The sequence below is a fragment of the Hydrocarboniphaga effusa AP103 genome (assembly GCF_000271305.1).
GTDB lineage: Bacteria > Pseudomonadota > Gammaproteobacteria > Nevskiales > Nevskiaceae > Hydrocarboniphaga > Hydrocarboniphaga effusa.
The window spans coordinates 2,157,501-2,182,796 of sequence record NZ_AKGD01000001.1 but is presented as its reverse complement, the minus strand read 5'-3'; the positions used below and the strand labels follow the sequence as shown (position 1 = coordinate 2,182,796).

The 25,296-nt window shown below is 63.5% G+C and carries 26 protein-coding genes and 2 rRNA genes (1 of these 28 cut by a window edge); 9 read left to right on the top strand and 19 right to left on the bottom strand.

All coding sequences use genetic code 11. The annotated features are described in order from the left end of the window. The first annotated feature begins 47 nt into the window (after window positions 1-47). Together trpD and trpC are read left to right on the top strand one after the other, a co-directional pair. Window positions 48-1,085: an anthranilate phosphoribosyltransferase gene (trpD, locus tag WQQ_RS09595; protein WP_007184956.1), complete on the top strand. Its 1,038-nt coding sequence runs from the start codon at window positions 48-50 to the stop codon at window positions 1,083-1,085. 8 nt (window positions 1,086-1,093) lie between these two features. Beyond that, window positions 1,094-1,900 (top strand): indole-3-glycerol phosphate synthase TrpC, encoded by an 807-nt coding sequence (gene trpC / locus WQQ_RS09590; RefSeq protein ID WP_007184955.1) that lies wholly within the window; start codon window positions 1,094-1,096, stop codon window positions 1,898-1,900. Here trpC and WQQ_RS09585 read toward each other — a convergent pair. Beyond that, window positions 1,897-2,565, bottom strand: a complete 669-nt coding sequence (locus WQQ_RS09585) for a cyclic nucleotide-binding domain-containing protein (RefSeq protein WP_007184954.1) — start codon at window positions 2,563-2,565, stop codon at window positions 1,897-1,899. The genes trpC and WQQ_RS09585 overlap by 4 nt on opposite strands. Window positions 2,566-2,670: 105 nt before the next feature. Between WQQ_RS09585 and WQQ_RS09580 the strand changes: the two genes are divergently transcribed. The 3 genes from WQQ_RS09580 (at window position 2,671) to WQQ_RS09570 (ending at window position 4,924) form a co-directional block, all read left to right on the top strand. Continuing rightward, entirely contained in the window at window positions 2,671-3,093 is a 423-nt protein-coding gene (locus tag WQQ_RS09580; RefSeq protein WP_007184953.1) for an OsmC family protein, read from the top strand. A 147-nt stretch (window positions 3,094-3,240) separates the two neighbouring features. Beyond that, window positions 3,241-4,071, top strand: a complete 831-nt coding sequence (gene speD, locus WQQ_RS09575; protein WP_007184952.1) for an adenosylmethionine decarboxylase — start codon at window positions 3,241-3,243, stop codon at window positions 4,069-4,071. A 196-nt stretch (window positions 4,072-4,267) separates the two neighbouring features. Beyond that, window positions 4,268-4,924: an RBBP9/YdeN family alpha/beta hydrolase gene (locus tag WQQ_RS09570; RefSeq protein WP_007184951.1), complete on the top strand. Its 657-nt coding sequence runs from the start codon at window positions 4,268-4,270 to the stop codon at window positions 4,922-4,924. A gap of 143 nt (window positions 4,925-5,067) precedes the next feature. Here the strand turns inward: WQQ_RS09570 and coq7 are convergent, their stop codons facing one another. The 3 genes from coq7 to WQQ_RS09555 all read right to left on the bottom strand — a co-directional run bounded on the left by coq7 (window position 5,068) and on the right by WQQ_RS09555 (window position 7,662). Further along, window positions 5,068-5,715 carry a 2-polyprenyl-3-methyl-6-methoxy-1,4-benzoquinone monooxygenase gene (coq7, locus tag WQQ_RS09565; RefSeq protein ID WP_007184950.1) on the bottom strand — a complete coding sequence of 216 codons (648 nt, stop codon included), beginning with the start codon at window positions 5,713-5,715 and terminating at the stop codon, window positions 5,068-5,070. Beyond that, window positions 5,712-6,386, bottom strand: coding sequence for a SanA/YdcF family protein (locus tag WQQ_RS09560; protein WP_007184949.1), 675 nt, complete (start codon window positions 6,384-6,386; stop codon window positions 5,712-5,714). Before WQQ_RS09560 ends, coq7 begins: the two co-directional genes overlap by 4 nt. Before the next feature lie 94 nt (window positions 6,387-6,480). Next, window positions 6,481-7,662 carry a vWA domain-containing protein gene (locus WQQ_RS09555; RefSeq protein WP_007184948.1) on the bottom strand — a complete coding sequence of 394 codons (1,182 nt, stop codon included), beginning with the start codon at window positions 7,660-7,662 and terminating at the stop codon, window positions 6,481-6,483. Window positions 7,663-7,725: 63 nt separating this feature from the next. Here WQQ_RS09555 and WQQ_RS09550 point away from each other — a divergent pair, with 63 nt between their 5' ends. Beyond that, window positions 7,726-8,406, top strand: coding sequence for a DNA-3-methyladenine glycosylase family protein (locus WQQ_RS09550; protein ID WP_007184947.1), 681 nt, complete (start codon window positions 7,726-7,728; stop codon window positions 8,404-8,406). A 9-nt stretch (window positions 8,407-8,415) separates the two neighbouring features. Here WQQ_RS09550 and WQQ_RS09545 read toward each other — a convergent pair whose 3' ends face one another. The 5 genes from WQQ_RS09545 to WQQ_RS09525 all read right to left on the bottom strand — a co-directional run bounded on the left by WQQ_RS09545 (window position 8,416) and on the right by WQQ_RS09525 (window position 12,452). Next, window positions 8,416-9,495, bottom strand: a complete 1,080-nt coding sequence (locus tag WQQ_RS09545) for an NADH:flavin oxidoreductase/NADH oxidase (protein WP_007184946.1) — start codon at window positions 9,493-9,495, stop codon at window positions 8,416-8,418. A 20-nt stretch (window positions 9,496-9,515) separates the two neighbouring features. Beyond that, window positions 9,516-10,358 carry an AAA family ATPase gene (locus WQQ_RS09540; RefSeq protein ID WP_007184945.1) on the bottom strand — a complete coding sequence of 281 codons (843 nt, stop codon included), beginning with the start codon at window positions 10,356-10,358 and terminating at the stop codon, window positions 9,516-9,518. 69 nt (window positions 10,359-10,427) lie between these two features. Further along, window positions 10,428-10,943, bottom strand: coding sequence for a TPM domain-containing protein (locus WQQ_RS09535; protein ID WP_007184944.1), 516 nt, complete (start codon window positions 10,941-10,943; stop codon window positions 10,428-10,430). Next, entirely contained in the window at window positions 10,943-11,824 is an 882-nt protein-coding gene (locus WQQ_RS09530; RefSeq protein ID WP_007184943.1) for a TPM domain-containing protein, read from the bottom strand. Before WQQ_RS09530 ends, WQQ_RS09535 begins: the two co-directional genes overlap by 1 nt. Before the next feature lie 25 nt (window positions 11,825-11,849). Further along, window positions 11,850-12,452: a LemA family protein gene (locus WQQ_RS09525; protein WP_040453289.1), complete on the bottom strand. Its 603-nt coding sequence runs from the start codon at window positions 12,450-12,452 to the stop codon at window positions 11,850-11,852. A 139-nt stretch (window positions 12,453-12,591) separates the two neighbouring features. Between WQQ_RS09525 and WQQ_RS09520 the strand changes: the two genes are divergently transcribed. Beyond that, window positions 12,592-13,842 carry an MFS transporter gene (locus WQQ_RS09520; RefSeq protein ID WP_007184941.1) on the top strand — a complete coding sequence of 417 codons (1,251 nt, stop codon included), beginning with the start codon at window positions 12,592-12,594 and terminating at the stop codon, window positions 13,840-13,842. Window positions 13,843-13,860: 18 nt separating this feature from the next. Next, window positions 13,861-14,205: a RidA family protein gene (locus WQQ_RS09515; protein ID WP_007184940.1), complete on the top strand. Its 345-nt coding sequence runs from the start codon at window positions 13,861-13,863 to the stop codon at window positions 14,203-14,205. A 72-nt stretch (window positions 14,206-14,277) separates the two neighbouring features. Here the strand turns inward: WQQ_RS09515 and WQQ_RS09510 are convergent, their stop codons facing one another. From WQQ_RS09510 to WQQ_RS23665, 7 genes are all read right to left on the bottom strand, one after another. Further along, window positions 14,278-15,462, bottom strand: coding sequence for a phosphoglycerate kinase (locus WQQ_RS09510; RefSeq protein ID WP_007184939.1), 1,185 nt, complete (start codon window positions 15,460-15,462; stop codon window positions 14,278-14,280). A gap of 117 nt (window positions 15,463-15,579) precedes the next feature. Continuing rightward, a complete protein-coding gene (gene gap, locus WQQ_RS09505) occupies window positions 15,580-16,581 on the bottom strand; it encodes a type I glyceraldehyde-3-phosphate dehydrogenase (RefSeq protein ID WP_007184938.1) in 1,002 nt (333 codons plus the stop codon). A 53-nt stretch (window positions 16,582-16,634) separates the two neighbouring features. Further along, window positions 16,635-18,629, bottom strand: a complete 1,995-nt coding sequence (tkt, locus tag WQQ_RS09500) for a transketolase (RefSeq protein WP_040453846.1) — start codon at window positions 18,627-18,629, stop codon at window positions 16,635-16,637. 200 nt (window positions 18,630-18,829) lie between these two features. Then, window positions 18,830-19,093, bottom strand: a complete 264-nt coding sequence (gene rpoZ / locus WQQ_RS09495) for a DNA-directed RNA polymerase subunit omega (protein WP_007184935.1) — start codon at window positions 19,091-19,093, stop codon at window positions 18,830-18,832. Window positions 19,094-19,129: 36 nt separating this feature from the next. Next, window positions 19,130-19,789: a guanylate kinase gene (gmk, locus tag WQQ_RS09490; protein WP_040453287.1), complete on the bottom strand. Its 660-nt coding sequence runs from the start codon at window positions 19,787-19,789 to the stop codon at window positions 19,130-19,132. A gap of 10 nt (window positions 19,790-19,799) precedes the next feature. Continuing rightward, window positions 19,800-20,762 (bottom strand): YicC/YloC family endoribonuclease, encoded by a 963-nt coding sequence (locus WQQ_RS09485; RefSeq protein ID WP_237715038.1) that lies wholly within the window; start codon window positions 20,760-20,762, stop codon window positions 19,800-19,802. A 33-nt stretch (window positions 20,763-20,795) separates the two neighbouring features. Then, window positions 20,796-21,191 carry a hypothetical protein gene (locus tag WQQ_RS23665; RefSeq protein ID WP_007184932.1) on the bottom strand — a complete coding sequence of 132 codons (396 nt, stop codon included), beginning with the start codon at window positions 21,189-21,191 and terminating at the stop codon, window positions 20,796-20,798. An 89-nt stretch (window positions 21,192-21,280) separates the two neighbouring features. Here WQQ_RS23665 and WQQ_RS09475 point away from each other — a divergent pair, with 89 nt between their 5' ends. Next, window positions 21,281-22,129: a glutaminyl-peptide cyclotransferase gene (locus WQQ_RS09475; RefSeq protein WP_157534564.1), complete on the top strand. Its 849-nt coding sequence runs from the start codon at window positions 21,281-21,283 to the stop codon at window positions 22,127-22,129. Between the two features lie 58 nt (window positions 22,130-22,187). Here the strand turns inward: WQQ_RS09475 and WQQ_RS09470 are convergent, their stop codons facing one another. The 3 genes from WQQ_RS09470 to WQQ_RS09460 all read right to left on the bottom strand — a co-directional run. Then, window positions 22,188-22,454 (bottom strand): ComEA family DNA-binding protein, encoded by a 267-nt coding sequence (locus tag WQQ_RS09470; protein ID WP_007184930.1) that lies wholly within the window; start codon window positions 22,452-22,454, stop codon window positions 22,188-22,190. 186 nt (window positions 22,455-22,640) lie between these two features. Next, window positions 22,641-22,754: ribosomal RNA gene (rrf, locus tag WQQ_RS09465) — 5S ribosomal RNA — on the bottom strand. Window positions 22,755-22,906: 152 nt separating this feature from the next. After that, window positions 22,907-25,296, bottom strand: a 23S ribosomal RNA gene (locus WQQ_RS09460) (it continues 440 nt past the right edge of the window).

Genomic DNA, 25,296 nt, shown 5'->3' with positions numbered 1-25,296 from the left:
GGATCCCCATGCTCCGCACGGGGCCCCTCCACGCTGCTCACGACGTCATGACCATCACTCCGCAGGAAGCGCTCACGCGCACGATCGAGCATCGCGAGATCTTCCACGACGAAATGGTGGCGCTGATGCGCCAGATCATGCGCGGCGAAGTGTCCGACCCGATGATCGCGGCGCTGCTGATCGGGCTGCGCGTGAAGAAGGAAACCGTCGGCGAGATCGCCGCCGCCGCGAGCGTGATGCGCGAGCTCTCGCGCAAGGTCACGCTGCCCGATCAGTCGCATCTGGTCGACGTGGTCGGCACCGGCGGCGACGGCGCGCACACCTTCAACATTTCCACCGCGGCGAGCTTCACGGCCGCGGCCGCGGGCGCGCGCATCGCCAAGCACGGCAACCGCAGCGTCTCGTCCAAGAGCGGCGCGGCCGACGTGCTCGAAGCGCTCGGCGCCGCCATCGAACTCGAACCCGAGCAGGTCGCGGCCTGCATCGAGCAGGCCGGCTTCGGCTTCATGTTCGCGCCCAAGCATCATCCGGCGATGAAGGCCGTGGGCCCGGTGCGTCGCGAGCTCGGCGTGCGCACGGTGTTCAACATCCTCGGCCCGCTGACCAACCCGGCCGACGCGCCGAACATCCTGATGGGCGTGTTCCACCCTGATCTCGTCGGCATCCAGGTTCGCGTGCTCGAAAAGCTCGGCGCGCAGCGCGCGCTGGTGGTCTGGGGCCGCGACGGGCTCGACGAGATTTCGCTCGGCGCGGCGACCTTGGTCGGCGAACTGCGCGACGGCGTCGTGCGCGAATACGACATTCATCCGGAAGACTTCGGCATCGCGATGTCGGCCACGCGCAATCTCAAGGTCGGCAATCCCGAAGAATCCAAGGCCATGCTGTTCTCGGCGCTCGCCGACGAGCCCGGTCCGGCGCGCGACATCGTGAGCCTCAACGCGGCCGCGGCGCTCTACGCCTCGGGCGTCGCGAACTCGATCGCCGATGGCCTCGAACGCGCGCGCGCCGCGCTCGCCTCGGGCGCCGCGCGCGCCAAGCTCGACGACTACGTGCGCGTTTCGCGCCGCGTCGCCGGGCTCAGCTGATCACGATCATGAGCGCCCAACACCACGACATCCTCGACACCATCCTCGCGCGCAAGCGCGAGGAGATCGCCGCGCTGCGCGAGCGCACCACGCTCGCCGAACTGCAGCGGCGCGCTGCCGCGCAGGACGCTCCGCGCGGATTCGCCGGCGCCCTGCAGGCCAAGGCCAGGACCGGCGCCGCGGTGATCGCCGAGATCAAGCGCGCCTCGCCGAGCAAGGGGCTGATTCGCGCCGATTTCGACGCGGCCTGGCTCGCGCAGGAATACGAAGCCGGCGGCGCGGCCTGCCTGTCGGTGCTGACCGATCGCGACTTCTTCCAGGGTGGCGACGAATACCTGATCGCGGCCCGCGCGGCCTGCTCGCTGCCGGTGATCCGCAAGGATTTCATCATCGACGAATGGCAGGTCGTGGAAGCACGCGCCATCGGCGCCGACTGCATCCTGCTGATCGCCGCCGCGCTGAGCGCCTCGCGCCTGCGCGAGCTGCACCACTGCGCGCTCGAGCAGGAGCTCGACGTGCTCGTCGAGATTCACGACGGCGCCGAGCTCGATCTGGTGCTCTCGGCCGATCTCGGCAGCGACTATCTGCTGGGCATCAACAACCGCAATCTGCGCAGCTTCGAAACCAGCCTCGACACCACGCTCGACTTGCTGGCGCGTCTGCCGGCCGCAACCGAGGTGGTCACCGAAAGCGGCATCGGTGCACCGGCCGACGTCCAGCGAATGCTGAGTGCCGGCGTGCGGCGCTTCCTGGTCGGCGAATCGCTGATGCGCCAGCCGCGCCCGAGCGAAGCGCTGCGGGCGCTGATCGGTTAGCTGCTCTTGCGGATCAGGCTCAGCTTCTGGGGCGGCGCCGGAGCCTCGGCGCCGATGATGACAATGCTGCGTCCGCTGACCTGCACCATGCCGTCTTCTTCGAGACGGCGCAGCACCCGACCCGCCATCTCGCGCGAGCAGCCGATCAGGCGGGCCAGCTCCTGGCGGCTGCACTTGATCAAAGCACCCTTCTCATGCTGCCGCGCATCCGGCTGGCGCCCGAGCTCCATGAGCGCTCCCGCGAGCCGGCCGGCGACGTCGAGAAACGCCAGATTGCCGAGCCGGCGGCTGGTGTCGCGCACGCGCGCGGCGAGCTGGCCGGCCACCTCGTACATGATGCGCGGGTTCTTCATGACGAAGGCATCGAACTTCGGATAGGCGATCTCGGCGACCAGCGTGGGTAGCCGCGTCCGCACGATGGCCGAGCGCGAAACCTGATCGGGGAACAGGCACATCTCGCCGAAGAACTCGCCCGCGTTGAGGTAGGCCAGTACGATTTCGCGACCGTCGTCGTCCTCCAGCAGAATGCTGACCGAGCCTTCCAGGATCAGGTAGATCGAAGTCGGCGGATCACCCGGATGAATGATGGTGTGCTTGGACGGCAGCGTGCGCTTGTGCGCCTGCGCCACGAAGGCCTGAATGGCCGGCTTCTGCAGAAAGGACATCCCGTTTCCCCTGTTCGAATCGAGCTGCAGGGCGGCGTACCCCACGTCCGTCGCCCCTTGTTTTTTCAAAATTAACAAACATCGTCACAGTTCCGGAGGGCATTTATGCAGGCAAGAGTGAAGTGGGTCGAAAATTCGGCCTTCATCGGTGAGAGCGGCAGCAATCACGCGATCGTCATCGACGGCCCACCCGAGATCGGCGGACGCAACCTCGGTGCGCGTCCGATGGAGCTCATGCTGATTTCGGTGGGCTCGTGCTCGGCCGTCGACGTGGTGATGATTCTCAAGAAGGCACGGCAGCCGATCCACGATTGCTTCGTCGAAGTGGAAGGCAAGCGGGCCGACACCGAGCCGAAAGTGTTCACCGACATCCATCTCAAGTTCGTGATCACCGGCAAGGGCCTCAACGAAAACCAGGTCAAGCGGGCGGTGGAGCTTTCGGCCGACAAGTACTGCTCGGCCTCGATCATGCTCAAGCGCGGCGGCGTCAACGTGACGCACAGCTACGAGCTGCGCGAGCCGGCCTGAACCGGCCCGCGCCCGTCGGCGCGATCGGATGACTTTGTCGCACTCGCGTCGTGGCCGAACGACCCACAACCGTCACGCCTTTTGCCGCATAATGCCGGCCCTTCGCGTGCGGCCCCGCACGCGGTCCTCTCCCTGATTGACGCATTGATGGAGGATCTTCGCGTGGCGAAGCCGACCAATAATCCCAAGCTCAAGCTCCTCGGGTTCAACAACCTGACCAAGACGCTGAGCTTCAACATCTACGACATCTGCTACGCGCGCACCCAGCAGCATCAGCAGGAATACATCGAGTACATCGACGAGCAGTACAACGCCGAGCGCCTGACCGAGATCCTCACCGAGGTGGCGGACATCATCGGCGCCAACATCCTCAACGTGGCGCGCCAGGACTACGATCCGCAGGGCGCCTCGGTGACGATGCTGATCTCCGAAGGCCATCTCGACGGCCTGCCGACCCCGGGTTCGCCCGAGCCGGGCACGATCATCCAGAAGGATTCGGTGGTCACGCATCTGGACAAGAGCCACATCACCGTCCACACCTACCCGGAAAACCATCCGGACGCGGGCATCAGCACCTTCCGCGCGGACATCGACGTGTCCACCTGCGGCAAGATCAGCCCGCTGAAGGCCTTGAACTACCTGATCAAGAGCTTCGAGAGCGACATCGTGGTGATGGACTACCGCGTGCGCGGCTTCACGCGCAACGTGCGCGGCATGAAGCACTTCATCGACCACAACGTCGACTCGATCCAGAACTTCATCAGCAAGAGCATCCGCGAGCGCTACGACATGGTCGACGTGAACGTCTACCAGGAGAACATCTTCCACACGAAGATGAAGCTCAAGGAGCTCGATCTCGATACCTACCTGTTCGGCGAAGGCGCCGCCGAGCTGCCGCCCCGCGATGCCAAGCGCATCAGCGAGCGCGTCGATCACGAGATCATGGAAATCTTCTACGGCCGCAACATCCAGCGCTGATGTTTCGGCGCTGATCCGCCGGCCCTGGATCGCTTCACGCCAGCCTCTGCGCGGTCTCCGCGCAGAGGCTTTCTTAATGCCTGCGAGGCCTCAGCAAAGACTCCGATATTCCTTTTGCATTCAGCGGCCTGCGCCTATCGTGGCGGTCGCTGTGGCATGAGGCTACGGCGTTTCAAGTCTTTCAGGAGATTCCCCGATGCCCATCCAGGCCCTGGCCCGCGCCGAGACGCGGGTCGACACGCCACAGCCCGATCACCGCCTCGATGCGACCTCGCCGCTCGCCGTCGATCGTCGTTTCGCCGGCTATCGCGTGCTGATGGTGCCCGGCCTGTTCGGCAGCGGGCCGGACCACTGGCAGTCCGAATGGCAGCGCCGCTACCCGCGTTTCGAGCGCGTCGAACAGGACGACTGGTCCTGGCCGAACCTCGATCGTTGGTCGCGCCGCGTGGTGGAGACCGCGATACAGGCCGAAGAGCCTGTGGTGCTCGTCGCGCACAGCTTCGGCTGCCTGGCGACCGTACGCGCCTCGGTGTTCCAGTCGAACCTGATCGCCGGTGCCCTGCTGGTCGCTCCGGCCGATCCCGCGCGCTTCGGTGTCGAAACCAAGCTGCCGCAGACGACGATCGACTTTCCGACCACCGTGGTCGCGAGCAGCGACGATCCATGGATGACCCTCGACAACGCGCGCCGCTGGGCCGATCGCTGGGGCAGCGGCTTCGTGCGCCTCGATGGCGCCGGCCATATCAACGTCAAGGCGGGTTACACGGAATGGCCGCTGGGCCTGGAACTGCTGGACGGTCTTTGTCAGGCCATTCGGCCGCAGAAGCAGGCGCTGCTCCAGCTTCTCCACTGAAGAAAGCTAAATCCGCGTCGCCTGGGTCGCCCAGCGCGTCTTCGCTGGGCGGTTCGAGACCGGCCGTCGAAGTGTCCGCGAAGTATCCACGGTGAGGGCGGGCACCGGTTCTCGGCCTTGAGTCCCCCAGCCCATCATCCCTCTCAAACCCGGTAAGCGGCGGCCTTCATGAATGCCGCGACACGGCGCATGACCCCGCGCACCGGAGCCGGCAGCGGCTGAGCGCCGAGCTGCGCCGCTTCTTGTCCATGGCGCTGTTCGTCCGCTCGCATGGTCTGTAGCACCGCGCGGCTGCGCTCGTCCTGGGCCGGCAGCTCTCGCAGGTGGTCGTCGAGGTGCTCGGAAACCTGCTTTTCGGTTTCTTCGACGAAGCCCAGGCTCCAGCGATCGCCTGCCATGCCGGCAGCGGCGCCGATCGCGAATGAGCCCGCGTACCAGAGCGGCTGCAGCAGGCTGGGTCGGTCGCCGAGCTCGGCCAGCCGCTGCTCGCACCATTGCAGATGCGCACGCTCCTCGTCGGCAGCGTCGAGCAGGTGCGCGCGGATGGTGGGGTCGCGCGAAACCAAAGCCTGGCCGTGATACAGCGCTTGCGCCGCGATCTCCCCCGCGTGGTTGATGCGCATGAGACCCGCGGCGTGACGGCGCTCGTTCGCATCGAGTTCGGCATCGGGCGCCTCGTCGGCCGGGCTCGGGCGCGCAGCTACCGAGCCCGGCCGAGCGAAACCCGAGAACCGCTGCTGGAAGCCGATCAAAAGCCGATCGGCCGGCGAATACTGGCGGCTCGAACTCATGGTGCGGGCCGCTGCACCTTGATCGACTGAGGCTCACCGAGGAACTTCGGTCGCGTCGACAGCACGAACAGATCGAGCACCGCCTTCACGCGCGCGAAGACCTCTCGCGTATACGGCTGGAAGCTCGGCCCCGGACCGGGCGCCGCGTAGGCGGCCATGCGCATCTCGAGCTTCTTGCCGATGAAGACGGCGCGATAGCAGTGATACTCCTGCGTCACCACGGTGACGCGGTCGAGCCCGAACACTTCCTTGGCGCGGGCGACCGAATCGAGCGTGCGCAGGCCAGCGAAATCCATCGTGATGACGGACTCCGGAATGCCGGCCTTGATGAGCTCCTTGCGCATCTGCCGGGGCTCGTTGTAGGTCTCGTCCGGGTTGGCCCCGCTGACGATGATGTGTTTGATCTTGCCGATCTGGTACAGCTGCACGGCCGCTTCGATGCGCCCGTAGAAATGCGGGTTGGGCTTGCCCCCGCGCGTGTACGGACTCGTACCGAGCACCAGGCCGACATCGTTCTCGGGCAACAGCGCCCAGTTCGTGTAGACGTAGGCGTCCGTGCTGTTGATGACCCAGCGATTGGCCAGCAGCACGATCAAGCCGAGCCCGAACACGGCGACCCAGAGCCCGCGCCAGAGCCGGCGCCGCAGACGTTTGAAGCGAAGATTGGCCACGACCCTCCAGCGGTGTGATGGTCAGCAGAAATACGCGTCTAGTCTAACAACCGATGCAGCGCCGGGTTGTTCCGAGCCGATCTTGGAGCCGGCTTCAGTGCGTCAGCCGGCGCATGCCCTGCTCCAGCCCCGCCAGGGTCAGCGGGAACATGCGGTCCTGGCCAATGAGCTTCTGCACCATGGCCACCGACGGCGTGTATTCCCAGCGTTGCTCGGCCTCGGGATTGAGCCAGATCAGGTTGCGATAGGTATCGGCGACGCGCTGCATCCACACCGAGCCGGCTTCCTCGTTCCAGTGCTCGACGCTGCCGCCGGGCTGGGCGATTTCATAAGGGCTCATCGCGGCATCGCCGATGAACACCACCTTGTAGTCCGGCGTGTACTTGTGCAGCACGTCGAAGGTCGGAATGCGCTCCTGGTGCCGGCGCAGGTTGTCCTTCCAGACGCTCTCGTAGATGAAGTTGTGGAAGTAGAAGTATTCGAGGTGCTTGAACTCGGTCTTGGCGGCCGAGAACAGTTCCTCGCAGAGGCGGATGTACGGGTCCATCGAGCCGCCGATATCGAGGAACAGCAGCACCTTGGCCGCATTGCGGCGCTCGGGGACCATCTTGATGTCGAGATAGCCCGCATTGCGCGCGGTCGAGGTGATGGTGTCGTCGAGATCGAGCTGATCGGGCGCGCCCTCGCGCGCGAAGCGGCGCAAACGGCGCAGCGCCACCTTGATGTTGCGCGTGCCGAGCTCGACGGTGTCGTCGAGGTTCCTGAAGTCGCGCTTTTCCCAGACCTTGACCGCCTTCTTCTGCCCACCCTGGCCGCCGATGCGCACGCCTTCGGGGTTGTAGCCGCCGTTGCCGAACGGGCTCGTGCCACCGGTGCCGATCCACTTGTTGCCGCCCTGGTGGCGCTCCTTCTGCTCCTCCAGGCGCTGCTTGAGCGTCTCCATGAGCTTGTCGAGCCCGCCGAGCGCCGCGATCTTGGCCTTCTCCTCGTCGGACAGATGCTTGTCGATCTGCTTGCGCAGCCAGTCCTCCGGAATGCTCTCGCCGAAGATTTCGCCGGTCACCGCCTCGACGCCCTTGAAGTAGGCCGCGAACGCGCGATCGAAGCGGTCGTACTGGCTCTCGTCCTTGACCAGCGTGGTGCGCGCCAGATGGTAGAAATCGTCGAGCGAGAAGATGGCGACGTGCTTGGACAGCGCTTCGAGCAGAGTGAGAAACTCCGAGAGCGCCGTCTTGAGACCGGCCGCGCGCAGCGTGAAGAAGAACGAGAACAGCATGGCTCAGACCTGTTCCTTGAAAAATCGCACGATCCGCATTGTACGCATCCGCCGGAGGCCGGCTTGAGCGCAACCCTTTCGAAACCCGCCCGAAAATCGACGATCAGCGCCACCGAACTGGCTGAGATCGAACGTCATCTGTCCAGGCGCTGCGCGGTCATGAAGCGGCTCATCAAGACCCATGGCTCGTGCACGATCGGGCGTTCGCGGCGCGACCCGTTCCACGTGCTGTGCACCTCGATCATCAGCCAGCAGCTATCGGTGAAGGCCGCCGATACCATCCAGGCGCGCGTGGCGACCGCGGTGCTCGCGGGCGCCGCAGAAAAAGGGGGGTTCATGCCCGCGCATTTCATCGAAGTGGAATTCGACCTGCTGCGCAGCGCCGGGCTGTCGACCGCCAAGGCCAAGTGGCTCATCGCGATCGCGCAGAAAGTGCACAGCGGCGAGTTCAGCTTCGAAAAACTGCGCAAGCTCGACGACGAGGCCGCCATCGAAGCGCTCGACGCCCTGCCCGGCATCGGCCGCTGGACCGCCGAGATGTACCTGATGTTCGCGCTCGCGCGGCGCGACCTGTTTGCGCTCGACGACGTCGGCCTGCGCAACGGCGTGAACCGGCTGTTCAACGACGGAGCGAAGCTCGACGACGCGGCGACGCTGGCGATCGCCGAGCGCTGGCGCCCTTATCGCTCGATCGCGAGCTGGTACCTGTGGCGCGCGATGGAAGCGGCGCCGAAGGTCGGCTGAAGCGCGCCTCTACCAGGCCCGCAGGTATTGATTCGGAGCCTGCAGTTCCACGCCGAGCGCCTTGGCGGCGTGATAGGGCCAGTACGGATCGCGCAGCAGCTCGCGCGCGAGCAGCACGCAGTCGGCTTCTTCGGCCTGCAGGATCGCCTCGGCCTGCTTGGGCTCGGTGATCAGGCCGACGGCGCCGGTCGCGATGCCGGCTTCGCGCCGGACCTGCGCCGAGAACGGCACCTGATACCCCGGCGCCAGCGGAATCTTGGTGCGCGCCAGCAGGCCGCCCGTGGAGACATCGATCAGATCGACCCCGAGCGCTTTCAGACGGCGCGCGAGCTCGATGCTCTGCTCGACATCCCAACCGCCTTCGAGACCGACGGTATCGGCCCAATCGGTCGCCGAAATGCGCACCCAGAGCGGCAAGTGATCCGGCCAGACCGCACGCGTCGCCGTCACCGTTTCGAGCAGCAGGCGCACGCGCTTGTCGTAGCTGCCGCCGTAGTCGTCGGTGCGCTGATTGCTCAGCGGCGACAGGAACTGGTGCAGCAGATAGCCGTGCGCGGCGTGTAGTTCGATGAGCTCGAAGCCTGCGTCGAACGCGCGCCTGGCCGCATCGGCGAACAGACCCGGCAGCGCCTGGATTTCGGCGAGCGTCATCGCCCGCGGCTGCGGATAACTGTCGCTGAAGGCGATCGCGCTCGGGGCGACGACGTCGCTCCAGCCGCCGTCCTCGGGCGCGACACGCGCATTACCGATCCAGGGCTGCGAGGTGCTGGCCTTGCGGCCGGCGTGCGCGAGCTGCACGCCCGGCACCGCACCGGCTTGCCGGATGAAACGCGTGATCGGTGCCCAGGCCGCGACCTGGTCGTCGTTGTAGATCCCCGCGTCGGCCGGCGAAATGCGCCCGCGTGCTTCGATCGCCGAAGCTTCGGCGATCACCAGCCCGGCGCCGCCGATCGCGCGCGAACCCAGGTGCACGCGATGCCAATCGGTGACCACGCCGTCGACGGCCGAGTACTGGCACATCGGCGACACCACGATGCGATTGCGCAGCGTGATGCCGCGTTGCTGCAACGGTTCGAACAGTCGGCTCATGGGATCGAACTCCTGGGTGCTTACTGACCGCGACGCGACATGAAGGCGATGCGCTCGAACAGATGCACGTCCTGCTCGTTCTTGAGCAGCGCCCCGTAGAGCGGCGGCAGCGTCTTCTTGCCGGAGGATTCGCGCAGCACGGTCGGGTCGATGTCCTCGGCCATCAGCAGCTTGAGCCAGTCGAGCAGCTCGGACGTCGAGGGCTTCTTCTTGAGCCCGGGCAGTTCGCGCAGGCCGAAGAACACTTCCATCGCTTCCTTGGTGAGGTTCTTCTTCAGATCGGGGAAGTGCACGTCGACGATCTGCTGCATCGTTTCCTTGTCCGGGAAGCGGATGTAGTGGAAGAAGCAGCGGCGCAGGAACGCGTCGGGCAGCTCCTTCTCGTTGTTGCTCGTGATGATGATGACAGGCCGCTGTCTGGCGCGGACGGTCTGGCGCGTCTCGTGGACGTAGAACTCCATCTGGTCGAGTTCGCGCAGCAGGTCGTTCGGGAACTCGATGTCGGCCTTGTCGATTTCATCGATCAGCAGCACCGGCGCGGTGTCGGCTTCGAAAGCCTCCCAGAGCTTGCCGCGCACGATGTAGTTGCCGATGTCCTTGACCTTGGAATCGCCGAGCTGGGAGTCGCGCAGGCGCGACACCGCGTCGTATTCGTAGAGACCGTGCTGGGCCTTGGTCGTCGACTTGATCGCCCAATCGAGGAAGGGCTTGCCGAGCGCATTCGCCACTTCGCGCGCGAGCTGGGTCTTGCCGGTGCCCGGCTCGCCCTTGACGAGCAGTGGGCGCCCGAGCACGACCGCGGCGTTCACGGCCATGGTCAGGTCATTGGTGGCGACGTAGTTTTCGGTGCCTTCGAAGCGCACGGGACTTCCTCTAGCGAACAGGGGGATGCCTGCAGTCTAAGGATTCGGGGGGCCGCTGTCCTTTATCGCCTAGAGCAGGACCGGCGCGTTCGGCAGCTCGTCGCCGACGTCGGCGCGCCCGCAGGGATAGCGTGCGAGCACGCCGGACACCGACTCGATGCCCGCGATCGCGCCTTCGCCGAAGCGGCCGGCGGCGAAGTGCTTTTCGATCACCCGGCAGCAGGCGTCCCATTCGGATTGCGGAACACGTCCGCCCGCGACGCCCCGATCGGCGACGATTTCGACGTCGCGATCGGCCAGCAGCACGTAGATCAGCACGCCGTTGTTGTCCTCGGTGTCCCAGACGCGCAGCTGCGTGAAGACCTCGATGGCCCGCTCGCGCGGCGAGACGCTGGCCCACAGATGCGGCAAAGACAGCCCGGCCTCGACCGCGAAGCGCACTTCGCCCGGATGCAGGCGCTCATGTCGTTTCACCGCGGCTTCGATATCGGCGAGTACGCTTGCCGGAAAGCGTTTGCGCGTGGTCCAGCGGCCGACGAGCAGATGGCGCAACAGACGATGGAGCCGATTGGGATTCGCCGCCATCACCAGTCTCCCGAGGCGCCGCCGCCTCCGAACCCGCCACCACCACCGCCAAAACCGCCGCCGCCACCAAACCCGCCCCCGCCGAAACCTCCGCCACCGAACCCTCCGCCCCAGCCGCCGCGACGGCCGCCACCGATGCCGTTGCTCCAGCCGCCGCCGAGTCCGCCGAGCATGACGATGACGGCCGCGAACAGGCCGAAGACGACGCCGAGCGACAGCGCCGTGAACAAGGCGGTGCCGACGCCGGCGATCGACAGCGCCGTGACGCCGCCGAAGAAGCGGTTGCTGATGTTGCGCACGAACAGGCCGACCACCACGCCGATGATCAGGCAGGCCAGCGCGGTCTTGAACGCATCGTCGCCACCGCGATGCGAGCGATCGCGCGAAGGCTCGGGCAGCGCCTCGCCCTGCACGACCGCGATCAGCGCATCGACGCCGGCCGACACGCCCATGTAGTAGTCGCCGCGCCGGAAATACGGGCTGATGACGTCGGCGACGATGCGCTTGGCGACCGCGTCGGGCAGCGCGCCTTCGAGCCCGTAGCCGACCTCGATGCGCAGCTTGCGATCGTCCTTGGCGACGAGCAGCAGGGCGCCGTCATCGACGCCCTTGCGCCCGAGCTTCCACTGCTCGGCGACGCGAATGCCGAACTGCTCGATGGTCTCGTCGCCCGTGGTCGGCACGATCAGCACCGCGATCTGGCTGCCCTTGCTCTGCTCGAACGCGGCGAGCTTGGATTCGAGCGCCTGCTGCTCGGTCGCGGTCAGCGTGCCGGTCTGGTCGGTCACGCGGGCCTGCAACTTCGGCACCTCGACGGTCTGCGCCTGCGCCACTCCGAGGGCGCAGAGCAGCACGAGCGCGAGCGCGCGCAGCAGGATCACGGCGGGCCTCGTCGCGAGCGCGGCTTCAGGAGCCGAAATCGACCTTCGGCGGCGCCGAGATCTGCGCCTCGTTCTCGACCTTGAAGTTCGGCTTGACGCTCGCGCCCGTGAACTTGGCCGTCAGGTTGCTCGGGAACGAGCGCACGGTGGTGTTGTAGGCCTGCACCGAGTCGATGTAACGCTTGCGCGCCACGGTGATGCGGTTCTCGGTGCCTTCGAGCTGGGCCTGCAGGTCGCGGAAGTTCTGGTTCGACTTGAGGTCCGGATAGTTCTCGGTGACCACGAGCAGGCGCGACAGCGCCGAGGTCAGCTGGCCCTGCGCCTGCGTGAACTTCTCGAACGCGGCCGGATCGTTGACGAGCTCGGGCGTGGCCTGGATGCCGCCGACGCGCGCACGCGCCTCGGTGACCTCGGTCAGCACCCTCTCTTCCTGCGCGGCGTAGCCCTTTACGGTGTTGACGAGATTCGGCACGAGGTCGGCGCGACGCTGGTACTGGTTGAGCACTTCGGACCAGGCGGCGTTCACGGCCTCGTCCTGCTGCTGGAGGGTGTTGTAGCCGCAGCCCGACAGCAGCACGACCGCAACGAGCGGCGCGATCCAGCGCATCAGTAGATTCCCACGCTTCATGTACGACTCCCCGGTTGAGCGATCAGCTTGCGCGATCAGGCGATGAGATGTTGATGCTAGCGGCAGGCGCGATTTCAAGGCTGAACGCGATGAGCTGGCATCATAGTGGCCGTTTTGGAATCGCTCGCCGAACCACGCCGTGACCGCTCCCGCCGCATCGCCTTCGCCCCACGTCGCTTTCGCCGCACTGCGCCATCCGGGCTTTCGCCAGTTTTTCGCCTGGTCGGCGATGGCGATGATGGCCGATAGCATCGAGCACGTGATCAGCTACTGGGTGATCTTCCAGAAGTTCCACTCGGCCGCGCTCGGCGGCTTCGCGGTGATTTCGCACTGGCTGCCGTTTCTGCTGTTCTCGGTGTACTCGGGCGCGCTGTCCGACCGCTACGACCCGCGGCGCATGATCCAGCTCGGCATGGGCCTGTTCGCGGGCGTCTCGCTGGCCTGGGGCGCGCTGTTCATCACCGACAGCCTGCAACTCTGGCATGCGGCGACTCTGCTGATCGTCCACGGCTGTGCCGGCGTGCTCTGGGGTGCGCCGGCGCAGGTGCTGATCTACGACATCGTCGGTCCCGCGCATCTGCAGAGTGCGGTGCGACTCAACGCCACCGCGCGCCAGCTCGGCCTGCTCACCGGGCCAGCCATCGGCGGCGCATTTCTGCTCACGTTCGGACCCAAGCTTGGCATTCTGGTCAACGCGGCACTGTACCTGCCCTTCATCCTCTGGCTCGTCGCTGCACCCTACGGGCCGAAGTTCCGCGCAGCCGGCAGCGCGGTCAGACAGCGCGCCATTCGAACGCTCGGCGACGTCTGGCGAGCGGCACAGGAAGTCGGGCGCAATCGCGTGATTGCGACGATGACCGCACTCGCCGGCTCGGCTTCGCTGTTCATCGGCAACGCCTACCAGGCGCAGATGCCGGGCTTCGCACAGGGGCTCGGCCACGGCCATGTCGATTTCTCGTACAGCGCGCTGCTGGCAGCCGACGCGGCCGGGGCACTGACGGCCGGCATCCTGCTCGAAAGCCGCAGCCTGCTGCGCCCGGCGGTGCGCAGCGCCTGCGTGCTCGCGATGCTCTGGTGCGTACTGCTCGCAGCATTCGCATTCAATCCGCTGTATCCCCTGTCGCTCGTGCTGCTGTTCTGCGCAGGTTTCGTCGAGCTCGCCTTCAACGCGATGTCGCAAACGCTGGTACAGCTCGAAGCGCCGGTGCAGATGCGCGGCAAGGCGATCGGCGTCTACAACATGTTCGCGATGGGCATGCGCACTTTCAGCGGCGTCACCGTGGGCCTGGTCGGCCAGCAGATCGGCATTCACTGGTCACTCGCGCTGAGCGCGACTCTGCTGTTCATCGTGGTCGGCCTGCTCATGAACCGCGTGCGCCGCGCCGCCTGACTTTCAAAGGATTTTTCGATGATTCAACGCTACGAGGTTGGCCCGCGGCTGTCGGAAATGGCCATTCACAATGGCGTCGCTTATCTGGCCGGGCAAATTCCGGATGACCGCGGTGCCGACATTCGCGGCCAGACCGCGCAGGTGCTCGCTTCGATCGACGCCCTGCTCTTCCAGGCCGGCACCGACAAGCGCCGCATCCTGCGCGCCGAAATCTTCCTCGCCGATATCCGCGACATCGGTGCGATGAACGAAGTCTGGGATGCCTGGGTGGTGCCGGGTCACACGCCGCCGCGCGCGACTGTGCAGGCCAGCCTGGCTCAGGCCGATTGGAAGATCGAGATCGTGGTGACGGCGGCGGTTTGAGTTTCGGCGTTCGCCTCGCGCCACGAAAAAGGCCTCGCAGTCGCGAGGCCTTTTTCACATCGACGCAGCCGATCAGCCGTTGTAGCGCTGCTCCAGCGCCTCGACGGCCGGCAGCTTCTTGCCTTCGAGGAACTCGAGGAAGGCGCCGCCGGCCGTGGAGATGTAGCCCACGTCCTTTTCGATGCCGAACTTGGCGACCGCGGCGACGGTGTCGCCGCCGCCGGCGATCGACATCGCGCTCGACTTGGCGATGGCCTCGGCGAGCGCCTTGGTACCGGCCGCGAAGTTGTCGAACTCGAACACGCCGACCGGGCCGTTCCAGACGATGGTGCCGGCCTTGGCCATGATGTCGGCAAGTTCGGCCGACGTCTTCGGGCCGATGTCGAAGATCATTTCGTCCTCGCCGACATCGGTCGCCGCCTTCACGGTCGGAGTGGCGTCGGCTGCGAACTTGGTCGCGGTGACGACGTCGACCGGAATCGGCACCGAGGCGCCGCGCGCGGCGAGCTTGTCGATGATGCGCTTGGCTTCGGGAACCAGATCCTTCTCGGCCAGCGACTTGCCGATCGGCAGGCCCGAGGCGAGCAAGAAGGTGTTGGCGATGCCACCGCCGACGACGAGCTGATCGACCTTGTCGGCGAGCGCGTCGAGAATCGTGAGCTTGGTCGATACCTTGGAGCCACCGACGATGGCGACCAGCGGGCGCTTGGGGTTCAGCAGCGCAGCGCCGAGCGCTTCGAGCTCGGCGGCGACCAGCGGGCCGGCGCAGGCCACCGGCGCGGCCAGCGCGAGCGCATGCGTGGTGGCTTCGGCGCGGTGCGCGGTGCCGAAGGCGTCGTTGGCGTAGACGTCGCAGAGCGCGGCCATCTTCTTGGCGAGTTCTTCGCTGTTCTTCTTCTCGCCCTTGTTGCAGCGGCAGTTCTCGAGCAGCACGACTTCGCCGGGCTTGACCGTGAAGCCGCCGTCGACCCAGTTCTGGATCAGCCTCACGTCCTGGCCGAGCAGTTCGCTCATGCGCTTGGCGATCGGCGCGAGCGAATCGGCCGGCTTGAACTCGCCTTCGGTCGGACGGCCGAGATGCGAGGTGACCATCACCGCAGCGCCCTTTTCGAGCGCCAGCTTGATGCCCGGAATCGAGGCGCGGATGCGCGTGTCTTCGGCGACGCTGCCGTCGTCGTTCTGCGGCACGTTGAGGTCGGCGCGGATGAACACGCGCTTGTTCTTGAGATCGAGGTCAGCGAGTTTCTTGAATTGCATGTCTGGGTCCGTGAGGCGTGAGGAGTGAGTAATGAGGCGTTGAAACGAAAGAAGGGTGAGGCTGAGCGCGCTGTTGCGCCTCACGCCTCACCCCTCGCGCCTCACATAAGCAGAGGCTTACTTACCGGCCACCACGCGCGCCAGTTCGAGGCACTTGTTGGAATAGCCCCACTCGTTGTCGTACCAGGAGACGAGCTTGACGAAGGTCGAGTCGAGCGCGATGCCGGCTTCGGCATCGAAGATCGAGGTGCGCGCGTCGCCGCGGAAATCGGTGGCGACGACCTTGTCTTCGGTGTAGCCGAGGATGCCCTTGAGGGCGCCTTCGGACTGCGCCTTCATTTCGGCCTTGATCTCTTCGTACGTGGCCGGCTTTTCGAGTTCGGCGGTCAGGTCGACCACGGAAACGTCGGAGGTCGGCACGCGGAAGCTCATGCCCGTGAGCTTCTTGTTGAGCGACGGAATCACCACGCCGACGGCCTTGGCGGCGCCGGTCGACGACGGAATGATGTTCTCGAGAATGCCGCGTCCACCGCGCCAGTCCTTGCTGCTCGGACCGTCGACGGTCTTCTGCGTCGCGGTCGTCGCGTGCACGGTCGTCATCAGGCCGCGCTTGATGCCCCACTTGTCGTGCAGCACCTTGGCGAGCGGCGCGAGGCAGTTGGTCGTGCACGAGGCGTTGCTGACGATGGTCTGGCCGGCGTAGGTCGTGTGGTTCACGCCGTAGACGAACATGGGGGTGTCGTCTTTCGACGGAGCCGACAGGATGACCTTCGGCGCGCCGGCGTCGAGGTGCTTGGTCGCCGTGGCCTTGTCGAGGAACAGGCCGGTCGATTCGATGACCACGTCCACGCCCAGGTCGCCCCACTTCAGCGCGGCCGGATCGCGTTCCTGCGTCAGGCGGATCTTCTTGCCGTTGACGAACAGCGCGCCGCCTTCGACGGCGATCTCGCCCTTGAAGTGACCGTGCACGGAGTCGTACTTGAGCATGTAGGCGAGATAGTCGGGATCGAGCAGGTCGTTGATGCCGACGATTTCGATGTCCGGGAAGTTCTGCACCGCGGCGCGGAGCACGTTGCGGCCGATGCGGCCGAAGCCGTTGATGCCCACTTTCACTGCCATGTCTCGATCCTCTTTAGCTGGTGTTGACGAAGATTGATGGTGGAAATGCGCTCTTAGCCGACGAGGGCCAGGACGCGCTTGACGATGTTGTCGGGGGTCAGTCCGAAGTGCTCGAACAGCGCCGCCGCCGGAGCCGATTCGCCGAAGGTGTCGACACCGAGCACGTCACCGTCGTCGCCGACGAAGGCGCGCCAGTAGTGCGTGACACCAGCTTCGACGGCCAGGCGCTTCTTGCTCTTGGGCAGCACGCTCGCGCGATACGCCGCGTCCTGCTTGAGGAAGCGCTCGGCGCAGGGCATCGAGACGACGCGCACCGCGACACCCTGGTCGGCGAGCTTCTTGGCCGCGTCGACGCTGATACCGACTTCGGAACCCGTGGCGATGATGATCGCACTCGCTTCACCGGCCGCTTCATGAACGACGTAGCCGCCGCGCAAAATCTGCGCCGCCTGGCCCGCCGGATGCGGCTGGATCGGCAGGTTCTGGCGCGACAGCGCGAGCGCGGTCGGACCATCGCGGCGCTCGATGGCGGCCTGCCAGGCGATCGCGGTTTCGAAGGCGTCGGCCGGGCGCCAGGTCTCGAGGTGCGGAATCAGGCGCAGCGACGAAACATGCTCGACCGGCTGATGCGTCGGACCGTCTTCGCCGAGGCCGATGGAATCATGCGTGAACACGTGGATCACGCCGATCTTCATGAGCGCGGCCATGCGCACGGCGTTGCGCGAGTAATCGGAGAACACCAGGAAGGTGCCGCCGAACGGAATCAGTCCGCCGTGCAGCGCGATGCCGTTCATGGCCGCGGCCATGCCGAATTCGCGCACGCCGTAAGACAGGTAATTGCCGTGCACGCGGTCGGGCTTGCTGGTCAGCGCGCCCTCCCACTTGGTGAGGTTGGATTCGGTCAAATCGGCCGAACCGCCGAGGAACTCGGGCAGCTCCGGAGCGAGCAGGTTCAGCGCGTTCTGCGAGGCCTTGCGCGTGGCGACCGGCTTGTCGACGGCGGCAAAGCTCGTGTGCAGCTTGGCGACGATGTCGTTCCAGTTCTCGGGCAGTTTGCCGTCGATGCGACGAGCGAGTTCAGCCGCTTCCTTCGGATAATCGGCGGCATAGCGATCGAACAGCGCCTGCCAGCCCCGCTGGGCGGCGGCGCCTTTATCAAGCGCGTTCCAGCCGTCGCGGATGTCCTGCGGAATTTCGAACGGCGCATGCGGCCAGGCCAGCTGCTCGCGCGTCTTGGTGATTTCGTCGGCACCGAGCGGCGCGCCGTGGCTCGATTCCTTGCCGGCCTTGTTCGGCGAACCCCAGCCGATGATGGTCTTGCAGCAGATCAGCGTCGGCTTGTCCTTGGACGCGCGGGCGGTTTCGAGCGCGAGCTTGATCTCGTGCGGGTTGTGGCCGTCGACGTTGCGAACCACCTGCCAGCCGTAAGCCTCGAAACGGCCCGGCGTGTCGTCGGCGAACCAGTCGTGGACTTCGCCGTCGATCGAGATGTTGTTGTCGTCATACAGCACGACGAGCTTGCCGAGGCCCAGCGTACCGGCCAGCGAGCAGGCCTCGTGGCTGATGCCTTCCATGAGGCAGCCGTCGCCCACGAACACGTAGGTGTGGTGATCGACCACCGGAAAGCCGTCGCGGTTGAACTGCCAGGCCAGCACCGATTCGGCGATCGCCATGCCGACCGCGTTCGCCAGCCCCTGGCCGAGCGGCCCGGTGGTGGTCTCGACGCCGGCGGTCACGAACTGCTCGGGATGGCCCGGCGTCTTGCTCTTGAGCTGGCGGAAATTCTTGAGATCGTCGATCGACAGCGGGTAGCCGGCCAAGTGCAGCAGCGAGTACAGCAGCATCGAGCCGTGGCCGTTGCTGACGACGAAGCGATCGCGGTTGAACCACTTCGGGTCGGCCGGATTGTGAACCAGAAAATCGTTCCAGAGCACTTCGGCGATGTCGGCCATGCCCATCGGCATTCCGGGATGGCCGGAGTTGGCCTTTTGCACCGCATCCATCGAGAGGGCGCGGATCGCATTGGCAAGTTCAAGACGAGTGGGCATCGAGACGAACAACCTCACAAAGTACAGGGGTGGCGGATTGGTTCCGGCGAAGCCGGCCGCGAGGCTCATTGGCCCCGCTTTTCGAACGGGCAACACTTTGCAAACGACATTGGTTTGCAGCTGCAAACGACCATCCGTTTGCAAACGACAAGGCCGGCAACATGGCCGGCCTTGAAGTGGAATTACATGATCTCGACGACTTAGAGGTCGAAGCTGGCGTCCAGCGGCTCGAGATCGACTTTCGGCTGCTGGATGGCAGGCAGATCCTGCTCGGCGAGCACGTCGCGACCGACGTAGCCGTCGGCGATCTCACGCAGTGAGAGCACGGTGGACTTGTGGTTGCCCCACGGCAGGCGTGCTTCGGCCCCACGAGCCAGCTGGCGCGCACGCTTGGCAGCGACCAGGGTCAGTTCGAACTGGTTGGGAATTCTGAGCAGGCAATCTTCGGCGGTAACACGAGCCATTTGCAGCGACCCCGGCACGGGAAAAGGGGCAATATTTTAGCCTTTCTGATCCGGCGATGCCACCAAGCTGGCGATCAGGTCGGCGTGCAGGGCGATCTGGCCGTCTCTCCTGAGGCGCCGTTCGAGCAAAATCGACCCAAGCTGCTCGACCGCCCGCTCGAAATTCTCGTTGACGATCAGATGATCGTATTCGCCGTAGTGCGACATCTCGGCCCGGGCCGAGGCCATGCGTCCCTCGATGATTTCATCGCTGTCGGTCGCGCGCGAACGCAGCCGGCGCTCGAGCTCCTGCGCGGACGGCGGCAGGATGAAGATGCTCACCACATCGGCGATCTGCTCACGCACCTGGCGTGCGCCCTGCCAGTCGATGTCGAGAATCACGTCATGCCCGGCCTGCAGCAGCGCTTCGGTGCGCCGGCGCCCGGTACCGTAGCGGCGACCGAATACGTCGGCGTACTCGAGAAAATCCCGCGCTTCGACACGGCGCTGGAATTCGGCGGCGTCGACGAAGTTGTAGTGCACGCCTTCGGTTTCGCCCGCGCGCGGAGCGCGCGTCGTGTACGAGACGGAAATCTCGGCATGAATTCCGTGCGCCGCCAGCCAAGGCAACAAGGCTCGGCTCAGGCTCGTTTTTCCGCCGCCGGAGGGGGCCGACAAAATATAGAGATGACCCCGTGGGGCCTGACGCTGGCTCATCGGGACGGGCTTACTCGATGTTCTGCACTTGTTCGCGCATCTGTTCGATGGCCACTTTCATGTCGACGGCGCTACGCGTCATCTCCGCGTCCTGCGATTTCGACGACAGCGTATTGGCCTCGCGATTGAGCTCCTGCATGAGGAAATCCAGACGCCGGCCGATCGGCTCCTGTCGAGACAGGGCGGCGCGAACTTCGACCAGATGCGAAGCCAGACGCGAGAGTTCTTCTTCCACGTCGAGCCGCTGCAGCGCGAGAACCAACTCCTGCTCGATACGCGCCGGATCGAGTTCGACCTGCAGGTCACGCGCCTTTTGGCGCAGCCTTTCGAGCCATTGCGTGCGCACGATCGCATAGCGCTCGCGCACCTGGGACGCCAGCGCCTCAACCGCGTCGCAACGTTCGGCGATGAACTGCGCGAGGCGCTCGCCTTCGCGGGATTTGGTCTCGGCGAACTCGGCAAGCGCCTGTCTGAACAACTGGCGAGCGGCCTGCATCAGCGGCACCGGGTCCTGCGGCGTTTCACGGGTAACGCCCGGAAACGAGAGTACGCGTAGCGGATCTGGCAACGCGGTCGCGGTCAGTGCTTGGGCGATCCGGTCGAGCGCCGCGCTGACCTGCGCGAGCCGCTCATCATCGACTTCGAGAGCCGCGTTGGCTGTGGTGTCGCGCGTAAGCCGAAGACCGCCTTCGACTTTCCCGCGCGCGAGATGCGCCAGCGCGAGCGCGCGGAACTCGTTCTCAAGCCCGCGAACTTCGTCGGGAAGTTTGAACTGCAGATCGAGGTAACGGTGATTGACCCCGCGCAGCTCCCAGCTGAGCCGCCCCCAAGGCCCCTGAGCCTCGGCCCGAGCATAACCCGTCATGCTGCGAATCATGATGTGTCCCGGCCACCCGCCGTCAGTGCAAAGGGGCGACAGTTTAGTCGCCGGGCACAAAAACGGCGCGGAATGAATTCCGCGCCGTATCGCCATCCACTCGATTCGGCGGGCTTGCCGCCGAATGGATCAAACGATCGGAGTGGGGGCAGGGGCAAGCGCCGGTTCGGCGGCAGCCGGAGTCGGCTCAACGACCTTCTTGACGGCCTTGCGAGCCTTCTTGGCAACCGACTTGGCCTTTCCGATCAGCTTCTTGGCCGTTTTCTTGACGCTGAGTTTCTTAGCGCCGGCCTTCTTTGCAACTTTCTTGGTGGCCTTCTTGGCACCGACCTTCTTCACGGCCTTTTTGGAAGCAGCCTTCTTGGCGACCTTTTTGGTGGCCTTTTTGGCGCTGACCTTCTTCACGGCCTTCTTCGTGGCTTTCTTCGCCGCGGCCTTCTTAACAACCTTCTTCACGGCCTTTTTGGCGGTCTTCTTAGACGCCTTCTTGGCCGACTTCTTAGCCACTTTGGATTTCACCGCCATGTGTCTATCCTCCGTCGATAGAGACGTTCAAGCAAGTTTGAGATTAACCACGAAGAAACCATTCTTCGCTATTTTGGAACTTTACGCATTTGCAAAAAAAAGTCAATCCTCTATCACAAGCGCTTTGTCGTCACATGCTTAGAGCATGTTCTTTATGTGCACTTTCCGTACTTATCGCTTATACGGCGAATGCAAAGAGCGACGGAAGCCCTATTCCACTGCTGGCCTACAGCATCGTTGACGAGTTCAATCACGATATTTCCAGCTTCACCCAAGGCCTCGAGATAAAAAATGGCCTGCTTTATGAATCGGCCGGAGGTTATGGCCGCTCGTCTCTTTCCATTAGTGACTTCCGTGCCCGGAAGCCGCCCGCGAAGCACAAAGGTCCTGCGGAAGCCTTCCTGGAAGGGTTGACTTGGGTCGGCGACGAACTTTTCATCCTGACGTGGCGGGAGCGCGTGGTCTTCGTCGTCGATTCGAGTATTCGCGAGCGGCGTCGCTTGCAAAACCCGACCGAAGGCTGGGGAATCACCCATCTCCCCACGATGGGGGGTGACCATTTACTGGTCAGCGACGGGTCGTCAACTTTGACCGAGCGGGCTCCCTCTAACTGGGAGGCGCTCCGCGCGATCGAAGTAACGGCGTCGGGAAAGCCCGTCGATCAACTCAACGAGCTCGAGTTCGTAAAGGGCCGGGTTTATGCCAACGTCTGGCACAGCGATCGGATTGCAGTGCTTGATCCGCAGACCGGTCACGTCTTGAATTGGCTGGATCTCAGTGCGCTGCAGAGCCGTTTTGCCAAGCCGGCAGGCTGGGATGCCGAGGAACACGTGCTCAACGGCATTGCTTACGACGTTCAGACCCAGCATTTACTGGTCACCGGGAAATGCTGGCCTAAAATATTCGAGCTGAAAGTCGAAGGCGTGAGCTCGCACTAGTTCGGGCAGAACTTCAAGGGCGGCCGAGGCCGCCCTTGAACAATAGGCCCCGGAAGCGCTATTGCTTATCCGAGAACGTCACCTTTCCCTTGTTCTTCTCGCTGGTTTTCTTGCCCCAACCTTTTACGCGCTTATCGACATCTTCGATGCTCGTAAACGGGGATTTCCTCCGCTCTTCGACAATCGCGGCGGCCGTTTTGTCGCCAACGCCATCGAGTTCCTTGGCCAGAGTCTTGGCATCGGCTGTATTGATATTGACCGCCCACGAGGTGCTCGCGAAAAGCAGAATCGAGGCGGACAACAATGCGTTGGTGAGAAAGCGCATGGGGAAGCTCCGACGGTATGCCGCAAAATTGCGACATAGCCATGCTGCTCCGGCGGGGTACAGCATCCGTGGACGCGTTTCACAGAAATCGGGAATCCTGCTTCGGTTTTTCACCCCAGATCACAGAAGAGAGGACTAAAAAAGGAAAACCCCCGCCGGTTTCCCGGAGGGGGTTTGGATTTAAGAGCCTGGCAGTGACCTACTCTCGCATGGTCTTGCCACACTATCATCGGCGCTGAGTCGTTTCACTTCCGTGTTCGGGATGGGAACGGGTGGTTCCAACTCGCTAATGCCGCCAGGCAAACTGGCTGGGGTATCGGTTCTTAGGTGCCGATACGCCCGAATTTGGTTTGTAGTCGAATCACTATGAAGCGCTGTTTCAACGTCGGTCAGTGATGACGTGAAAATCGTTTTTGCGTATTCGTGTTGCCACGAAAATGCTTGAGCGTTATATGGTCAAGCCGCACGAGCAATTAGTACACCTTAGCTACACGCATTACTGCGCTTCCACATGGTGCCTATCAACCTCCTAGTCTTGAAGGGCTCTTAAGGGAGATCAAGTCTCCGCGAAGTCTCATCTTGAGGTGGGCTTCCCGCTTAGATGCTTTCAGCGGTTATCCCGTCCGTATTTAGCTACCCAGCGATGCCACTGGCGTGACAACTGGAACACCAGAGATACGTTCAACCCGGTCCTCTCGTACTAAGGTCAACTCCTCTCAAACTTCGAACGCCCACGGCAGATAGGGACCGAACTGTCTCACGACGTTCTGAACCCAGCTCGCGTACCACTTTAACCGGCGAACAGCCGGACCCTTGGGACCTGCTACAGCCCCAGGATGTGATGAGCCGACATCGAGGTGCCAAACACTGCCGTCGATATGGACTCTTGGGCAGTATCAGCCTGTTATCCCCGGAGTACCTTTTATCCGTTGAGCGATGGCCCTTCCATACAGAACCACCGGATCACTTAGACCTACTTTCGTACCTGCTCGACTTGTTTGTCTCGCAGTCAAGCTAGCTTATGCCTATGCACTCAAGAGCGCGATTTCCGACCGCGCTGAGCTAACCTTCGCACTCCTCCGTTACTCTTTGGGAGGAGACCGCCCCAGTCAAACTACCCGCCATGCAATGTCCCTGTCCTGGATAACAGGACTAGGTTAGAACTTCGAGTTTATCAGGGTGGTATTTCAAGGTTGCCTCCACCGGAACTGGCGTCCCGGTTTCAAAGGCTCCCACCTATCCTACACAAACAAACTCAAAATCCAGTGCAAAGTTGTAGTAAAGGTTCACGGGGTCTTTCCGTCTTGCCGCGGGAACACTGCATCGTCACAGCGATTTCAATTTCACTGAGCCTCGGATGGAGACAGTGGGGCTATCGTTACTCCATTCGTGCAGGTCGGAACTTACCCGACAAGGAATTTCGCTACCTTAGGACCGTTATAGTTACGGCCGCCGTTTACTGGGGCTTCGATCAAGAGCTTCGGCTTGCGCCTAACCCCATCAATTAACCTTCCAGCACCGGGCAGGAGTCACACCCTATACGTCCACTTTCGTGTTTGCAGAGTGCTGTGTTTTTGATAAACAGTCGCAACCCCCTCTTCACTGCGGCCTGCTTGCGCAGGCGTACCTTATCCCGAAGTTACGGTACTAATTTGCCGAGTTCCTTCACCCGAGTTGTCTCAAACGCCTGAGGATACTCTCCTCGCCCACCTGTGTCGGTTTGGGGTACGGCTCTTTGCAACCTGAAGCTTAGAGGTTTTTCTTGGAAGCCGAGTATCAGCAACTTCGTCTCAAAGAGACTCGTCATCACGCCTCAGCTTAGCTCTCCGGATTTGCCTAAAGAGCACGCCTAAACGCTTAAACTGCCATCCAACAGGCAGATTGCCTAACTTTCTCCGTCACCCCATCGCAGTTACAAAAAGTGCGGGAATATTAGCCCGCTTTCCATCGACTACGCCTCTCGGCCTCGCCTTAGGAGCCGACTCACCCTGCGCCGAATAACGTTGCGCAGGAACCCTTGGGCTTACGGCGGCACGGTTTTTCACCGTGCTTGTCGTTACTCATGTCAGCATTCGCACTTCTGATACCTCCAGCAACCCTTACGAGTCACCTTCACAGGCTTACAGAACGCTCCTCTACCACGCAGATTGCTCTGCATCCGCAGCTTCGGTACTCGGCTTAGCCCCGTTACATCTTCCGCGCGGGCCGACTCGACCAGTGAGCTATTACGCTTTCTTTAAAGGATGGCTGCTTCTAAGCCAACCTCCTGGCTGTCTATGACTTCCCACATCGTTTACCACTTAGCCGAAATTTAGGGACCTTAGCTGGCGGTCTGGGTTGTTTCCCTCTTCACGATGAAATTTAGCTCCCACCGTGTGTCTCCCGTGATTGAACTTGCTGGTATTCGGAGTTTGCAACGATTTGGTAAGGACTTGTGTCCCCCCTAGTCGTAACAGTGCTCTACCCCCAGCAGTTAGACACGAGGCGCTACCTCAATAGCTTTCGAGGAGAACCAGCTATCACCCGCCTTGATTAGCCTTTCACTCCTATCCACACCTCATCTCCGACTTTTTCAACAGGCGTGAGTTCGGGCCTCCAAGTGGTGTTACCCACTCTTCACCCTGGACATGGATAGATCGACGGGTTTCGGGTCTACAGCCTGCTACTAATCGCCCTATTCAGACTCGGTTTCCCTACGGCTCCCCTATACGGTTAGCCTCGCAACAGACTAGTAAGTCGCTGACCCATTATACAAAAGGTACGCAGTCACCCTTACGGGCTCCTACTGCTTGTATGCATGCGGTTTCAGGTTCTATTTCACTCCCCTCTCCGGGGTTCTTTT

Coding starts and splice junctions, on each gene's coding strand:
- trpD (WP_007184956.1), top strand. CDS start 48: ATGACCATCACTCCGCAGGAAGCGCTCACGCGCACGATCGAGCATCGC.
- trpC (WP_007184955.1), top strand. CDS start 1,094: ATGAGCGCCCAACACCACGACATCCTCGACACCATCCTCGCGCGCAAG.
- WQQ_RS09585 (WP_007184954.1), bottom strand. CDS start 2,565: ATGTCCTTTCTGCAGAAGCCGGCCATTCAGGCCTTCGTGGCGCAGGCG.
- WQQ_RS09580 (WP_007184953.1), top strand. CDS start 2,671: ATGCAGGCAAGAGTGAAGTGGGTCGAAAATTCGGCCTTCATCGGTGAG.
- speD (WP_007184952.1), top strand. CDS start 3,241: ATGGAGGATCTTCGCGTGGCGAAGCCGACCAATAATCCCAAGCTCAAG.
- WQQ_RS09570 (WP_007184951.1), top strand. CDS start 4,268: ATGCCCATCCAGGCCCTGGCCCGCGCCGAGACGCGGGTCGACACGCCA.
- coq7 (WP_007184950.1), bottom strand. CDS start 5,715: ATGAGTTCGAGCCGCCAGTATTCGCCGGCCGATCGGCTTTTGATCGGC.
- WQQ_RS09555 (WP_007184948.1), bottom strand. CDS start 7,662: ATGCTGTTCTCGTTCTTCTTCACGCTGCGCGCGGCCGGTCTCAAGACG.
- WQQ_RS09545 (WP_007184946.1), bottom strand. CDS start 9,495: ATGAGCCGACTGTTCGAACCGTTGCAGCAACGCGGCATCACGCTGCGC.
- WQQ_RS09535 (WP_007184944.1), bottom strand. CDS start 10,943: ATGGCGGCGAATCCCAATCGGCTCCATCGTCTGTTGCGCCATCTGCTC.
- WQQ_RS09525 (WP_040453289.1), bottom strand. CDS start 12,452: ATGAAGCGTGGGAATCTACTGATGCGCTGGATCGCGCCGCTCGTTGCG.
- WQQ_RS09515 (WP_007184940.1), top strand. CDS start 13,861: ATGATTCAACGCTACGAGGTTGGCCCGCGGCTGTCGGAAATGGCCATT.
- WQQ_RS09510 (WP_007184939.1), bottom strand. CDS start 15,462: ATGCAATTCAAGAAACTCGCTGACCTCGATCTCAAGAACAAGCGCGTG.
- gap (WP_007184938.1), bottom strand. CDS start 16,581: ATGGCAGTGAAAGTGGGCATCAACGGCTTCGGCCGCATCGGCCGCAAC.
- tkt (WP_040453846.1), bottom strand. CDS start 18,629: ATGCCCACTCGTCTTGAACTTGCCAATGCGATCCGCGCCCTCTCGATG.
- rpoZ (WP_007184935.1), bottom strand. CDS start 19,093: ATGGCTCGTGTTACCGCCGAAGATTGCCTGCTCAGAATTCCCAACCAG.
- gmk (WP_040453287.1), bottom strand. CDS start 19,789: ATGAGCCAGCGTCAGGCCCCACGGGGTCATCTCTATATTTTGTCGGCC.
- WQQ_RS09485 (WP_237715038.1), bottom strand. CDS start 20,762: ATGGCGATACGGCGCGGAATTCATTCCGCGCCGTTTTTGTGCCCGGCG.
- WQQ_RS23665 (WP_007184932.1), bottom strand. CDS start 21,191: ATGGCGGTGAAATCCAAAGTGGCTAAGAAGTCGGCCAAGAAGGCGTCT.
- WQQ_RS09470 (WP_007184930.1), bottom strand. CDS start 22,454: ATGCGCTTTCTCACCAACGCATTGTTGTCCGCCTCGATTCTGCTTTTC.